General features: G+C 65.1%; 13 protein-coding genes. 7 read left to right on the top strand and 6 right to left on the bottom strand.

Annotation, left to right across the window (positions count from 1 at the left end; genetic code table 11):
• The first annotated feature begins 108 nt into the window (after nt 1-108).
• From OU426_RS11510 to OU426_RS11525, 4 genes are read left to right on the top strand one after another with little or no spacing between them, the layout of a single operon-like run.
• Entirely contained in the window at nt 109-1,032 is a 924-nt protein-coding gene (locus tag OU426_RS11510; protein ID WP_267634146.1) for a MurR/RpiR family transcriptional regulator, read from the top strand.
• The gene (locus OU426_RS11515; protein ID WP_267634148.1) at nt 1,029-1,655 is read left to right on the top strand and encodes a cysteine hydrolase family protein; all 627 of its coding nucleotides are present in this window, start codon (nt 1,029-1,031) and stop codon (nt 1,653-1,655) included. The genes OU426_RS11510 and OU426_RS11515 overlap by 4 nt, the downstream gene beginning before the upstream one ends.
• Nucleotides 1,652-2,962, top strand: coding sequence for a type I glutamate--ammonia ligase (locus tag OU426_RS11520; protein ID WP_267634149.1), 1,311 nt, complete (start codon nt 1,652-1,654; stop codon nt 2,960-2,962). The genes OU426_RS11515 and OU426_RS11520 overlap by 4 nt, the downstream gene beginning before the upstream one ends.
• The gene (locus tag OU426_RS11525) at nt 2,962-3,693 is read left to right on the top strand and encodes an N-formylglutamate amidohydrolase (RefSeq protein WP_267634151.1); all 732 of its coding nucleotides are present in this window, start codon (nt 2,962-2,964) and stop codon (nt 3,691-3,693) included. The genes OU426_RS11520 and OU426_RS11525 overlap by 1 nt, the downstream gene beginning before the upstream one ends.
• A gap of 66 nt (nt 3,694-3,759) precedes the next feature.
• Here the strand turns inward: OU426_RS11525 and dctP are convergent, their stop codons facing one another.
• The 4 genes from dctP to OU426_RS11545 form a co-directional block, all read right to left on the bottom strand.
• Nucleotides 3,760-4,812 (bottom strand): TRAP transporter substrate-binding protein DctP, encoded by a 1,053-nt coding sequence (dctP, locus tag OU426_RS11530; RefSeq protein ID WP_267634330.1) that lies wholly within the window; start codon nt 4,810-4,812, stop codon nt 3,760-3,762.
• A 92-nt stretch (nt 4,813-4,904) separates the two neighbouring features.
• Nucleotides 4,905-6,242, bottom strand: coding sequence for a TRAP transporter large permease (locus OU426_RS11535; RefSeq protein WP_267634153.1), 1,338 nt, complete (start codon nt 6,240-6,242; stop codon nt 4,905-4,907).
• Complete coding sequence (locus tag OU426_RS11540; RefSeq protein WP_267634154.1) at nt 6,239-6,751, bottom strand: TRAP transporter small permease subunit; 513 nt, start codon at nt 6,749-6,751, stop codon at nt 6,239-6,241. The genes OU426_RS11535 and OU426_RS11540 overlap by 4 nt, the downstream gene beginning before the upstream one ends.
• 23 nt (nt 6,752-6,774) lie before the next feature.
• A complete protein-coding gene (locus OU426_RS11545; RefSeq protein WP_267634155.1) occupies nt 6,775-7,545 on the bottom strand; it encodes a DeoR/GlpR family DNA-binding transcription regulator in 771 nt (256 codons plus the stop codon).
• A 185-nt stretch (nt 7,546-7,730) separates the two neighbouring features.
• Here OU426_RS11545 and OU426_RS11550 point away from each other — a divergent pair, with 185 nt between their 5' ends.
• From OU426_RS11550 to OU426_RS11560, 3 genes are read left to right on the top strand one after another with little or no spacing between them, the layout of a single operon-like run.
• Nucleotides 7,731-9,092 (top strand): NAD(P)/FAD-dependent oxidoreductase, encoded by a 1,362-nt coding sequence (locus OU426_RS11550; RefSeq protein WP_267634156.1) that lies wholly within the window; start codon nt 7,731-7,733, stop codon nt 9,090-9,092.
• Nucleotides 9,085-10,323 carry an NAD(P)/FAD-dependent oxidoreductase gene (locus tag OU426_RS11555; protein WP_267634157.1) on the top strand — a complete coding sequence of 413 codons (1,239 nt, stop codon included), beginning with the start codon at nt 9,085-9,087 and terminating at the stop codon, nt 10,321-10,323. Before OU426_RS11550 ends, OU426_RS11555 begins: the two co-directional genes overlap by 8 nt.
• A complete protein-coding gene (locus tag OU426_RS11560; RefSeq protein ID WP_267634158.1) occupies nt 10,323-11,744 on the top strand; it encodes an FGGY family carbohydrate kinase in 1,422 nt (473 codons plus the stop codon). Before OU426_RS11555 ends, OU426_RS11560 begins: the two co-directional genes overlap by 1 nt.
• 102 nt (nt 11,745-11,846) lie before the next feature.
• Here the strand turns inward: OU426_RS11560 and OU426_RS11565 are convergent, their stop codons facing one another.
• Both OU426_RS11565 and OU426_RS11570 read right to left on the bottom strand, forming a co-directional pair.
• Nucleotides 11,847-13,913, bottom strand: a complete 2,067-nt coding sequence (locus OU426_RS11565; protein ID WP_267634159.1) for a 3'-5' exonuclease — start codon at nt 13,911-13,913, stop codon at nt 11,847-11,849.
• Entirely contained in the window at nt 13,914-14,309 is a 396-nt protein-coding gene (locus OU426_RS11570) for a response regulator transcription factor (protein WP_267634161.1), read from the bottom strand. It abuts the gene before it with no gap.

Consider the following 14,309-nt stretch of genomic DNA (forward strand, 5'->3'; position numbering starts at 1 on the left):
GTTGTTCACCCGAGCATTCTGCCGTGCTTCGCCTGCTGTCAAGAAAAAATTTCATGTTGAATAATTCATGCGATTATGTGTAATGAATGTTACATTGATGGAGTACCCATGAGCGATTCCGCGCCGCACGGACCAACAGCGCACGAAACTGTTCGAGACCGCCTTCTGGGCGCGGCAACGGGTTTCTCGAATGCGGAACTCAAGGTGATCCGTGTCCTGCTCGCCAACTATCCGGCCGCGGGCCTTACGACGGTCTCGCGGCTGGCGCGCGAGGCAGGCGTCAGCGATCCTACAGTGATCCGGCTGGCAAACCGTCTGGGCTTTGAAGGCTATGCAGAGATGCAGGCCACCCTGATCGCCGAGGTCGAGCTGCACATGCGCTCCCCCCTCACGCTTCCGCCGCAGGCCCCGGCCGAGGGCGCAAATGTCTATCAGGACTTCTTGCGCGAAACCGTCGGTCGCTGCGAGGAGGTCGCGCGCAGCACGGCAACGGCCGATTTCGAACGAATTGTCGCGCTTCTCTCCGACCCGAAGCTGCGTGTCCTTTGCCTTGGGGGAAGGTTTTCGCGCTTCGTCGCGGGCATACTTCAGCGCTGCCTTCACCACCTGCGCCCCGGCACCGAGCATCTGGACGGCTCGGGCGCGGATATTTCCGACCGATTGGCGGACATTGACAGGCGGCACCTCCTGGTTCTCTTTGACTACCGTCGCTATCAGAATGACACTGTCGGCTTCGCCCGTCAGGCGAGGGCGCGCGGCGCGCAGATCGCGCTTTTCACCGATGTCTGGCGTTCGCCCGTCGCCGATTTTGCCGATGCTGTCCTCACGGCACCAACGGAAACCGCCTCGCCATTCGATACGCTCGTGACGCCACTTCTGCAGGTCGAGGCAGTCGTCGCGGGCGTCGCGGAACGGCTTGCGCCGGACTGGCGCGATCGGGTCCGGGCGATGGAAGCGATCCGTCACGAAAACCACATCACCATCGAAACCGGTCAGGGCTCGCCCGATCCCGGTGCAGGAGGCGCTGCATGAAGAATCCACGTGAAACGAGTTTCCGAGCGGGAGAAAGCGCGCTGCTCTTCGTGGACATGCAGAAGATCTTCTGCACGCCCAGCCTCGACCCCGCTCACCCTGAATTCGGACCCGACCACTACTATCACCGGCGCCTGCGCGATACGGTGATCCCGAACCAGTCGCGCCTTCTCGCCCGGGCGCGTGCCACCGGCATCCAGGTGATGCATACGATCATCGAAGCGCTGACCGAGGATTGCCGTGATGTCTCGCTCGATCACCGCCTGTCCAACCTGATGATCCCGAAAGGCCATCCGATGGCCGGGCCGATCGACGAACTGGCGCCCATCGCCAACGAGATCGTCCTGCCGAAAACATCCTCCGGCGTCTTCAACTCGACCAACATAGATTATGTGTTGCGCAATCTCGGGGTCAGGACGCTGATCGTCGCCGGGGTCGTCACCGATCAATGCGTCGACATGGCCGTCCGGGACGCGGCCGACCGGGGCTATCTGGTCGCCGTGCCCGGAGACGCCTGCGCGACCTACACGCAGGAGCGCCACGACGGCGCGCTCCGGGCCTATGGCGGCTACTGCTGGGTTACAGAGACTGACACGGTCCTGACGCGGATGGAGGCGAGATGACCGAGCTTCTGACCTTCGTCACAACAGATTATGCGGGGATCACCCGCGGCAGGTCCATTCCCGCCGCGAGTTTCACGCCTGGGCGGCCAAAGTCGGTGGGCTGGGTGCCCGCCAATATGTCACTGACCCCCTTCGACCAGATCGCCGACCACAATCCCTGGGGTTCCTCGGGTGACTTGCGGCTTCTGGGGGACGAGGCGGCCCGCTACCGCGTCACCCTGCCCGGCGCGGCAACGCCCACCGACATGATGATGAGCGACATCGTCGAGCTTGACGGAACGCCCTGGCCGCTTTGCCCTCGTACGTTCCTGCGTACCGCTCTTGACGAGCTGAAATCGCTGACCGGGCTGACGCTGCAGGTCAGTTTCGAGCACGAATTCCAATTGTTCGGCACGGGATGGGCACAAGCCCCGGCCTTCTCGCTCCGCGCGCTGCGCCAAGCTGATCCGTTCGGACCGGACCTGATGGCGGCCCTCGATGCGCTCGGGATGAAGCCGGAAGTGTTCATCGCGGAATATGGCCGCGATCAGTTCGAAGTGACGATGGCGCCGACCGAAGGCGTTACCGCCGCCGACCGCGCTGTCGTTTTACGTGAAGTCACGCGGGAACTGGCTTCTCTGCGAGGCTGGCAGGCGAGTTTTGCGCCGAAGACCGCCGTCGAGGGTGTGGGAAATGGCGTCCATATCCATTTCTCATTCGCCGATGCGAAGGGCACGAATGCGACCTTCGACCCTACGCGTCCCGGGCGCGTTTCCGCCACCGCCGGTGCCTTCGCCGCTGGGGTGATCCGCCATCTGCCCGCTCTTGTCGCCTTCACGGCACCAAGCCCGATTTCCTACCTGCGGCTGAAGCCGCACAATTGGTCATCAAGCTACACCTGGTTCGGCGACCGCGACCGCGAGGCGAGCCTCAGGATCTGCCCGGTCACGACAGTGGGTGGCGCCGACCCGGCCCGCGCCTACAACCTCGAATACCGGGCGGCGGACGCCTGCGCCTGCCCGCACCTGGCGCTTGCTGTCATCGTTCGCGCCGGGATAGAGGGGCTGAAGCGCCGCCTGCCCGACCCGCCGCTCTTTTCCGGCGATCCGGAATTGCTGCCACCTGCCGAAAGGGCCGCACTCGGCCTGGAAAGGCTTCCGCTTTCCTTGGAAGCGGCGCTTGAGCGGTTCCTGGGCGATCCGGTGGCGATGGGATGGTTCACGCCGCTGGCGTCTGAGACCTATGTTGGAATGAAGCGGACCGAGATCGCGCTCGCGGGCCACGCGATCGACGACGATCTTTGTCGCCGCTACGCAGGCATCTACTGATGACCGAGAAGCGCGCCGCGGTCGAGGTCGTCAACCCTGCGGGAAACGCCGCCTATGTCCTTCTGTGCGAACATGCATCGAACTGGTTACCGCCCGAATACGAGGGCCTCGGGCTTGGCCCTGCCGATCTTGAGCGGCACATCGCTTGGGATATCGGCGCAGCTGCCGTCGCCGCGATCCTTTCGACGAAACTGGACGCGCCGCTGGTATTGGGTGGCGCTTCGCGACTGCTGATCGACCTCAACCGCCCGCTGTCCAGCCCGACCTCAATCCCCGAGCGGAGCGAGGCGACCGACATTCCCGGCAATCTGAGCCTTGGCGACGAGGAGCGGCAGCGGCGCGTCGACCGGTGGTTCCATCCGTTTCAGGAGGCAGTCGGGGCAGTGCTCGACGAAAGGCAGCGCGCGCGCAAGCCGACGCGCATCGTCGCCATCCATTCCTTCACGCCGGTCTTCCTTGGCGTCGCAAGGCCATGGCGGGCGGGCATCCTCTATCGCCACGCCTCGGACTTCGCCTCGGCGCTGGTCGATGCCCTCGGCGGCGCGGCGGCGGGCATAGCACATAACGAACCTTACCGGATCGAGGACGGCGGCGACTATACAGTGCCGGTGCATGGCGAGGCGCGCGGCCTGGACGCCGTTCTGGTCGAAATCCGCCATGACCTGATTGCCGCCCCCGACGGTCAGGTCGAATGGGCCGAAGCGCTGGCGCGCGCGCTGAACGTCATCTGAGCTGCCTCGGCCGGAAAAGCAAAACCCGCCCGGAATACCGGGCGGGTCTTTTCATTCTAGGGATCGTCAGCGGTAGGGATAGCCCGCCTTTTCCATGTTCGAGGCATATTTCTTGAACGCCTCGACCACCTTGCCCGCGCGCGGGCTGGAGGCCGCGACCTCGTCCCAGAAGCCTTCGGAATCCTTGACGACCTGTGCCCATTCCTCGTCGGGAAGCTGGGTCAGTTCCATCTTCTCGCCCTCGACGCGGAGCTTGGCTTCGCCGCCCCAGTACCAGCCGAGGCGGTAGTAGTGCGACTGGTCGATCGAGATGCGGAACAGTTCCTGCAGATGCGGCGGCACCTTCTGCCAGCTGGCAGTGTTGGTGAAGTAGCTGCCGAACCAGGCGCCGGTGACGGCGTTGTTGAGTGCATATTTACACACATCGGCCCAGCCGACCTCGTAGGCCTCGGTGAAGCCGCACCAGGCGACGCCGTCGATCTCGCCGGTCTGCATGGCGACCTCGACATTGTCCCACGGGATCGTCACCGGGATGAGGCCGTATTTCGCGAGGAACTTGCCCGCCGTCGGCACGCCGAAGACGCGCAGGCCGTTCATGTCGGCAAGGCTGCGGATCGGCTTGTCGACGGTGAAGATATGAAGCGGGTCCCAGGAACCGGTCGAGAGCCAGGTGACATTCTCGACTTCGGAATAGGCTTCTTCCCAGATTTCCTTCAGCCCGTAATAGCGGAAGAGCGCCGTCACATCGAGCGGGTAGCGGGTGGCGAAGGGGAAGTAGCCGCCGAAGACCGCGATATCGACCGGAGAGGCCATCGTCGCCTCGTCCGACTGGACCGCGTCAAGTGCGCCCGACTGAAGCGCGCGGAAGAGGTCCGCGGTCGGCACGAGCTGGTCGGCGTAGTAAAGCTCGATCTCCATTTCGCCGTTTGCGGCGGCATTGAAGGCTTCGATCTGCGGCTTGATCACGTGGGCGCCGAGGGGGGCGCCGGAATAGGTCTGAAGGCGCCATTTGATCGGGCCGGACTGGGCGTTCACGTAAGGTGCGGCGAGGGTGGAGCCCGCGAGCGCAGTCCCGGCGGCCAGCCCCGACCGTTTCAGGAAGTTCCGGCGGCTCGACAGGATCGCTTCCGACGGGGTTTGAGGTTTGATCTTATCTGTCATCTTTCACTCCTTGTTGCGATGGTGGCCTCTTGGCGGGCCTTGGGTTTGGGTCAGCCTCTGACGTTCATATGTTCGGGCAGCCAGAGTGCCAGTTGCGGCCAGATCATCAGCATGATGATGGTCAGGACCATCATGGCGACGAAGGGCCAGATCGATCGGTAGATATCGACGAGCGTGATTTCCTTCGGCGCGAGCGATCGCATGAGGAAGAGGTTATAGCCGAAGGGCGGCGTGATATAGGCGATCTGGCAGGTGATCGTGTAAAGGACGCCGAACCAGATCAGCTGGTTGTCGAAGCCGAGATCCAGCACCTTTACGAGCGGGATATAGAGCGGCGCCACGATCACGAGCATCGCGGTATCGTCGAGGAACATGCCCATCACGACAAAGCTGAGCTGCATCATGATGATGACGGCCCAGGGCGAGAGATCCCACTGGTTGATGAAGAGGTTCTCGACCGCCTTCACCGCGCCGATCCCGTCGAAGACGGCACCGAAGGCGAGGGCCGCGAGGATCAGCCACAGGAACATGCACGACACCGAGAGCGTCTTCATCGCCGTGTCGCGCAGAAGCTTCCAGCTCATCCGACCCTTGAGGATCGCGGCGGCGGTCGAGGAGAAGGCGCCGACGGCCGAGCTTTCGACAAGGCTCGTGTAGCCCGAGACGAAGAGGCCGGTCATCAGGAAGAAGATCACGAAGGGCACGATGCCTGCGCGCGCGAGCGCGAGCTTCTCGCGAAGCGGCATGTTCAGCTCCTCATCGTCCACGACGGGCGCAAGCTTTGGATTGAGGCGGGCGCGGATCAGGACGTAGATGACGAACATGGCGGCCATGATCAGCCCAGGGACGAGGCCCGCGAACCAGAGCTTCGACACCGGCTGGCGCGCGATCATCCCGTAAAGGACGAGAACCACCGACGGCGGGATAAGGATGCCAAGCGATGAGCCGCCCTGCACCACGCCCGAAATCAGCACCTTGTCATAGCCGCGCCTCAGCATCTCGGGCAGCGCGATCGTCGCGCCAATCGCCATGCCGGCTACCGAAAGCCCGTTCATCGCCGAAATGATGACCATGAGGAAGATCGTGCCGACGGCAAGGCCGCCCCGCACACGCCCGAACCAGACATGCAGCATCCGGTAAAGGTCTTCGGCGATCCCAGCCTCGGACAGGATGTAGCCCATGTAGATGAACATGGGCAGCGTGAGCATCGGGAACCAGTTGAAGAGCTTGAAGACCTGGTTGAACGGCAGATCGGCCGCGCCGGGCCCGTAGAGAAGCAGCGCAGCGCCCGAGGCGACAAAACCGATGGCGGCAAACACCCGCTGGCCGGACACCAGCAGCAGCACCATCGAGGCGAACATCAGAAGGGCAATCGTTTCGTAGCTCATTCAATCTTCTCCCCGCGGAGGGTCGCGACATGTTTGAAGACAAGCGCAACCGCCTGCAGGAGCATGAGGACAAGGCACACCACCATGAGCGCCTTGATCGGGATGACCGAGGGGTTCCACATCGAGAACCGCCGCTCGCCGGTCGCGATGGCATATTGCAGGCTGGAGATGGAGCCCCAGAGCATCACGCCAAGGAAGAAGATCAGACAGCCCACCGTCACGAGGTCGATCTTGGCCTTGCCGCGTTCCGACAGGTGCGAATACCACAGGTCCATCCGCACATGATCTTCGTTCTTCAGCGTAATGGGCCCGCCAAGAAAGTAGTAAGCCGTCAGCGTGAACTGGGTCATCTCGATCGCCCAGGAGACGGGCATTTTGATGACGTTGCGGGTGAAGGCGTCGAAGATAAGCACCGCGCCCATATAGAAGATCAGCGATGCGGCGGCATAACCGACATAGTCGGAAACCCGGTCCGTCACCCGAACGTAGGTTCTAATCGCTCCCCACACGTCACATTCCCTGTTGTTGTTTCTTATCGTTCGTTTCCGCACCAGACCTGGACGCCCACCTCGGCCAGAAGCTCGCGGTGGGTCCAGCCCAGGGCCTCATCACTGATCAAAGCACCGATGTTCGTACATTTGCAGACAGAAAATGCCGCGCGGCGCCCGAATTTGCTGCTGTCGGCCAGAATGATCACGTTGCGCGCATTCTCGATCATCGCGCGGGCAACCTGCGCTTCCTCGAAGCTCGCGTCGGTCACGCCGAACTCAGGATCGACCGCCGCAACCGTCAGAACCGCATGGTCCGCCTGAAAGGCGGCAATCTGGGCAATCGCAAGCGGGCCGGTCGTTTCGGCATTATCCTCGTGATAGCGCCCGCCGAGCAGATAGATCGCCGCGTCCGAGCCGAACTGGCACAGCCGGTCGGCGAGACGGGCGGAATTGGTGATGATCGTCAGGCCCGGAATGCGCGCCAGCCGGTCGGCGGCGGCGAGTGTCGTGGAACCGGTGTCGATGAACAAAGTTTCACCGGGCTGGATGATCCCTGCAAGTGTCTCGGCGATTGCCGTCTTGGCATCGGATTCGCGCCCGAGCCGCTCGGCAAAGCTGCCCTCGCTCTGCAAACGCGCCACCCGGGCGCCGCCGTGGATCTTCTGGATCTTTCCGGTTTCGGCCAGCTGGGCGAGGTCGCGGCGGATCGTCTCGGTCGACAGGCCGAAATGCCCGGCAAGCGCATCGACCGACGCCTCGCCCTGGCGGCGGATCATCTCCGCGATCTTCAGCTGTCTTTGAATTGGCTTCATCGACCTTCCCCTGGGTGAAAGATGCGGGAGCCTGCCTCTTTGTCAACTCTATTTCAGAACATATGTGTAAGTCCACAAAACTTGGGCATTAATTCCAACATATTGACCACTCAGTCATTCCATGGAAAGAATGTTTCAGCCTGAAAGGGGGATGGCAGCGTTTGGCAGGGGCCCGGACATATGACGTGGCGGTGATCGGCGGCGGGGTCGTCGGCTGCGCGCTCGCGCGGCGCTTCACGCTCGACGGGGCGCGGGTCGTGCTCCTGGAAAAGGCCGCAGATGTTCTCGATGGCGCCTCCAAGGGCAACAGCGCGATTCTGCATACGGGCTTCGACGCGCCAGAGGGTTCGCTGGAACTGCAGTGCATCCGCGAGGGCTATGCGGAATATCTGGATATCCATGCCCGGCTGAACCTGCCGCTGATCCGATCGGGCGCGATGGTCCTCGCGTGGACGCCGGAGGAACTGGCTCAACTGCCCGATCTGATCGCGCAGGCACATCTGAACGGCATCACCGATGTCGAATCCCTGACGGCGGCCGATATCCTGCGGCAGGAACCTGCGCTCGCCGCGAACGTTCTGGGCGGCTTCCGGATCCCCGGCGAAAGCCTGATCGACCCATGGTCGGCGGCGCACGCCTATCTGCGGCAGGCGCTGGACAATGGCGCGATGCTCATCCGGCAGGCGGAGGTGCTAGGGGGGCGGCGCGTGGGTGATCTTTGGGAGATGGAAACCTCTGCCGGTACCGTCCACGCCGCGCTGGTGATCAATGCCGCGGGCCTCTGGGGCGACGAAGTTGACCGGCGCATGACCGGAGAAAGCTGGTTCGCAATCAAACCCCGCAAGGGCCAGTTCGTGGTCTATGACAAACCGGCGGCGGCGCTTGCGGGCCACATCCTGCTGCCGGTACCGAACAAGATAACCAAGGGCGTCGTCGTCTGCCGCACCGCCTTCGGCAACCTGCTCGTCGGCCCGACGGCCGAGGAACAGGAGGACCGTATCCATGCCACCATGGACCGCGCGGCGCTGGAGGCGCTGCGCAAACGCGGGGAGGAAATCCTGCCTGCCCTGCGCGATCACGAGATCACCGCCATCTATGCCGGTCTCCGCCCCGCCACCGAAGAAAAAGAATACCGCATCCGTGCCGACCGGGCCGAAGGCTACATCACGGTCGGCGGCATCCGCTCGACCGGGCTCTCGGCGGCGCTCGGCATCGCCGCCCATGTCGCGCGGCTTGCCGGGCGTGCAGACCAGCCGCTCGCCGGTCCGGTCTGGCCGCGCATGCCCGCGCTATCGGACGAAGCGCAGCGCGACTGGCGCGCACCCCGCAATGGCGGCGTCATCTGTCATTGCGAACGGGTGACACGGCGCGAGATCGAGGCGGCACTGTCCGGCCCGATGGCGGCGGGCAGCATGGGCGGGCTGAAGCGACGCACCCGCGTGACCATGGGTCGCTGTCAGGGCTTCTATTGCTCGGCCGAATTGGCGCGGCTGACCGAGGGTCGCCTGCCCGAGCCGATGCTCGCCGGGAACGCCCACGATGAGTGATCCGGACGAAACGGTCGATGTCGCCATCGTCGGCGGCGGCCCCGCCGGGCTGGCGGCAGCGACCGAATTGCGCCGCCATGGCGTGGCGCGCGTCCTCGTCCTTGAACGCGAGGCGGAGGCCGGTGGCATACCGCGCCACTGCGGCCATTACCCCTTCGGCATGCGTGAATTCCACCGGCTGTTGCGCGGACCGGATTATGCGGCCCGACTGGTCAGGCGCGCCGAAGCGGCCGGGGCGGTCATCCGCACTGGAACCACCGTGACTGGCCTCGGACCGGACGGGCGGCTTTCCGTTTGCGATGATCGCGGCACGGCAACGGTCACGGCGCGCGCGGTGCTTCTGGCGACCGGCGTCCGGGAAACCAGCCGCGCCGCCCGCCTGATCGGCGGCGAGAAGCCGGGCGGTATCCTGCCCACCGGCGCGCTGCAGGGGCTCGTCTACCTGAACCACCAGAAACCGTTCGACCGCCCCGTCATCATCGGATCGGAGCTTGTCGCCTTCTCGGCCCTTCTCACCTGCCGCCATGCCGGCATCCGCCCCGTCGCGATCATCGAGGCAGGCGACCGTGCCACCGCCCGCTGGCCCGTCCCGCTGCTCGCGCGCTTTCTCGGCATTCCTTTTCTTGCCAGAACGCGGCTAGAGGCCATTCACGGCACGCGACGGGTGGAAGGCATCGACTTAGCCGGGGCGACCGGCGAGCGCAGCCTTCAAGCAGATGGTGTGATCGTCACCGGCCAGTTCCGCCCAGAAGCGAGCCTCCTGCGCGAGGGTGGGCTCAGGATAGACCCGGCGACCGGCGGGCCCGAGGTCGATGGCTGGGGTCGTTTGTCCGACCCCGCCTATTTCGCCGCCGGGAACCTGTTGCGCGGTGTCGAGACGGCGGGGTGGAGCTGGGCCGAGGGCCGCCGCGCTGCTTCTGCCATCGCGGCGCACCTGAGGGGTGATCTGCCTGAGGGTGACCGGTCGGCGCCAATCGCTCTTGACCATGCCGCACTGAAGTTTGCGATGCCGCAGATCCTGCCGATGGCGCCGGCAGAGGGGCGGGGCCTCGCCCCGTTCCTGCAGATCAGGCTCGCGACCCCTGCCAGAGGCCGACTTTGCCTCTGGCAGGGAGACCGGATCATCGCCTACCGTCGGCTGAACCACCGGCCAGAGCAACGGATTCTGATGCCACTGCCAACCATCGACCCCAATGCACCGCCCCCGAGACTGACGATCGAACCCAGCTGATGCCCATCCTCGCCATCGACCAGGGAACCACCAGCACCCGCGCGCTCCTTCTGTCCGAGGACGGTGCGCTGACGCCGGTCGCGAGCATCGCGCATCGTCAATCCTACCCGCAGTCGGGCTGGGTCGAGCATGACGGCGAGGAACTGCTGGCCAATGTCGTGCAGTGCCTTGAGACATCGGACGGCGCCGCCCCGGTCGCGGGTCTCGACAATCAGGGCGAAAGCTGTCTGGCATGGGACGCCCGCGATGGCCGCCCCGTCGGCCCGGTCATCGTCTGGCAGGACGACCGGACCGCGAACGAGGTTGCCGCGCTCGAAGGACAGGGCGCCGGGCCGGAGGTCATGGCGCGCGCGGGCCTGCCCATGGATCCCTATTTCTCCGCCTCGAAACTTGGCTGGATCGTCCGCGAAAACCCGGTGGCGGCCGAACTGGCGCGGCAGGGCCACCTGCGGCTTGGCACCACCGACGCCTTCTTCCGCGACCGGCTGACCGGTCGGTTCCAGACCGATATCGCCACCGCCTCGCGCACCTCGCTGCTCAACCTTGAGACAGGGGAGTGGGACCCCGAGCTCTGTCGCCTGTTCGGCGTGCCGCTCGATGCGCTTCCCTCGATCGGCCCGACAAGCGGCGCGCTTGGCACCCTGCCCGGGGGAAACGCCCTCTACGCTAGCATCGTTGATCAGCAAGCCGCCCTCTACGGCCACGGCTGCCGCGCCGCCGGCGAAACAAAGATCACCTTCGGCACCGGCGCCTTCGTGCAGTGCGTGACAGGCGCGCTCCTGCGCCCCGAAAAACCCGGGCCGCTACCCACCGTCGCCTGGCAGCGGGAAGGCGAGGCGCCAACCTATGCGCTCGACGGCGGGGTCTATGCGGCGGCGGCGGCGGTGAACTGGGCGCGCGGGCTTGGCCTCTTCTCCACTTACGACGAGATCAATCAATTCGCCGCCACCCCCGCAATCGACCGGGGGCTCGCCTTCATTCCAGCCCTCGCAGGCCTTGGCTGCCCGCACTGGTCGCGGACCGCACGTGGGGCATGGCTAGGTATGGCACTGGACACGAGCCGCGCCGACCTGATGCAGGCGCTTCTGGAAGGGATCGCGCTCCGGACGGCGGAAGTGCTCGACGCCTTCGCGGCACTTCGGCCGCTCAAAGGCCCGATCTCGGTCGACGGTGGCCTGTCGCGCAATCGCTATTTCACCCGCTTTCTTGCCGATGCAACGGGCCAGAGCCTGCGCCTCTCGAACGAACCCGAACTGACCGCAAAGGGCATTGCGTTTATGGCAGCAGAGGCGGCGGGCATCGAGGTCACGCAGCAGTCGGGCGGCACAATGCTGGAGCCAGACCGGGATACACCCCGGGCGACCTGGCGAGAGCGGTTTGAAAGCGTCCGGCGGGCAATCGAGGCGGTGCGCCTCACCTGACCCTTGCGCCATCGGCTGAGGCAGCGCTCGTCGAAGCACTTCGTGCACTCCTCGCGAAACGCGCGCCCGACGCGTGCGCGAAGCGCTTCGAGGAGGCGCGCATCAGTTCAGGTCCTTCAGCAGCCGCCTGTGCCGGGCGACCTCGGCAATCACCGACCCAAAAGTCTCGAACCCGCGCCCCTGCAGCATCTGGACCATCTTCAGGAATACATCCGCCGTCGCGACAGAATCCCCAAGCGCCGTATGCCGGTCCTCCTCGGCGATGGAAACGCCCAGCCGATGCGAGAGCGCGTCGAGCGTATGGACCTCGTGCTGGCCCCAGAGCACTGCAGACAACAGCACCGTATCGAAGACCGGATGATCGAACGTCAGGCCCGTCGCGCCCTCGGTCCGGCGCAGGAATTCCATGTCGAATGGCGCATTGTGGGCAACGAGAACCGCGCCTTCGGCGAACCTGTGAAAACGCGAGACCGCCTCGGTAACGGACGGCGCATCCGCGACCATTGCGTCGGTAATGCCGTGGACAGCGGTTGAGGCAGGCGGGATCGGGCGGCCGGGATTGACCAGAAGGTCGAAGATCTCGCCCGCCACCCGCCTACCGTTGACGATGCGGATCGCAGCCAGTTGCACCATCTCGTCGCCTTCATGGGGCAGAAGGCCGGTCGTCTCGCTGTCGAACACCACATAGGTCAGATCATCAAGCCGTGCCTCACCGGCCGGGGCATTCCGCGCCCGGGTGAGAAGGTCGAAATCATAGGTCACCCGCCGCGCAACCGGGGCTGGCCGCGCCTCGGCCCGGCGCGCCGACAGGATCGGCAGGCAGAGCGATTGGCGCCCGTCCGCCATCGGCTCGGGCCAGATATCGGTCGCATGTGTGATAAGGACGCTGCGCCGCAGGGCCTGTGGATGGCCGGGGTCGAGCGGTCGGTCGAGCCAGCGCTCAAGCCGCCCCACCGGCACCGGATCACCGGACCAGCAGAGCCGAAGCACCGCGCCGCTCCCCTCTTCTGCAATCACGAGCCCGATCTCGGAGGCAATCGCGCCTGCGAGGAGCTCCTCGGTCAGGCCGGAGAGCAGCGCAATCAGATCGAACCCGTTGCAGCGCAGGAGAAGCGCTGCCGCCTCGCCCCCGACAGCCAGACCCGCGGCCTCGGCGCGGGCGCGCCAGCCGTCCATGAGGTCCGAAGCCCGAGTCATCGGCAGGATCCCGGTACCCCGGTCCACCCCCTCGTCCCGTGCATGGCCCGAAACCGTCGTCGAGAGCTTCGCCGCCTCGTCGCGCAGCGCGCCCATCAGGAGCGGCGCGGTTTCGTCCGCGATCACCGCCTCGGCCAAAGCGGAGAGGTTTGCCGAGGCGCGGCGCACCGCATCGATGAACGCCGCCTCGCGCGCCGCGTGATCTGCCTCGGCGGCCTGTTCCTGCGTGATATCGCGCAGGCTGAGCGCATAGGCGGGCGCGCCGCCCCCGCCTGGTGCCAACCGCATGCGGGCCGCCAGGACATGTGCACCCTCTCGCGTCACGCACAGAAGGTCCGACGCAATATCGCCGTCCCCTTCCGTCGCGAGTCTTTCATAGGCGTGCCGGATCGGACCGGCGCGCAGATAGTCGAAAAGCGTTCGGTCAAGGCCGGGTCCGGTGAAATCTGCGCCCAGATAGTCGGCCGCGGGCGTGTTGTAGAAGGCGATCTGATGGTCGGACGTGCAAAGGATCAGCCCGAACGGAATGTCCGACATCAGCGCCTCGAGCCGCGCCTTTTCGTCGGCGATGCGTGTCGTCTCGCGCGCCACCGTTTCCGCCAGCGCATTCCGCGCTTCCTCGAGACTGCGGGCGGCAGCAGCGGCGGCGGGCGCCAGATCGCCGAGGTGGCGCGCAATCGTCGCATCCAGTTCCTGACCGCCTTCGGCATGCGCGCGGGCGCGCAGCTCGCCCGACAGGCGGTCGATCGGCTTGGCGACATTCAGATCGAAGAGATACCAGATCCAGACCACCAGCCCGATGGTCAGAAAGACCGCGATCAGCGCGGACTGGACAAACCCGTCCCTCGCCTCGGTCAAGCCCAGGCGATGATAGCCCGCGACAGCGCCCAGTGTGATCGCAAACGCGGCCCCGACGCCGAGCAGGAGGAAGAACAGAAGCACCCGCGTGCGAAGCGACAGGCGCGCAAACATCTATTGCGCCTTGTCCAGCAGCCGGTGCATCTCGCTGCGCAGTTCCTTCAGCTCGAAGGGCTTGGCTATGAAGCCGTCGGCCCCGAGCGCCAGCCCCTTCCTTCGTTCCACTGCTGATCCGCGCGCGGTCATCATCAGGATGGGGATGTGTTTCAGTTCGGGATCAAGCCGAACCGCCTGACAAATTTCGTAGCCCGACATTTCGGGCAGCATCACGTCCAGAAGCACGAGGTCGGGATGGCTGGCGCGTATGCGCTCCATCGCCTCGGCACCATTCGAAATCCGCTCGGGTTCCAGCCCCTCGCGGCGGATCAGATAGTCGAGCGCGATTGCGATATTGTCCTCATCCTCGACCACGAGCACTCTTGGGATCTTTGCCTGAGCCGGTTGCGTCAC

Source organism: Frigidibacter sp. RF13 (genome assembly GCF_026626305.1).
Classification (GTDB): Bacteria; Pseudomonadota; Alphaproteobacteria; order Rhodobacterales; family Rhodobacteraceae; genus TMP-24.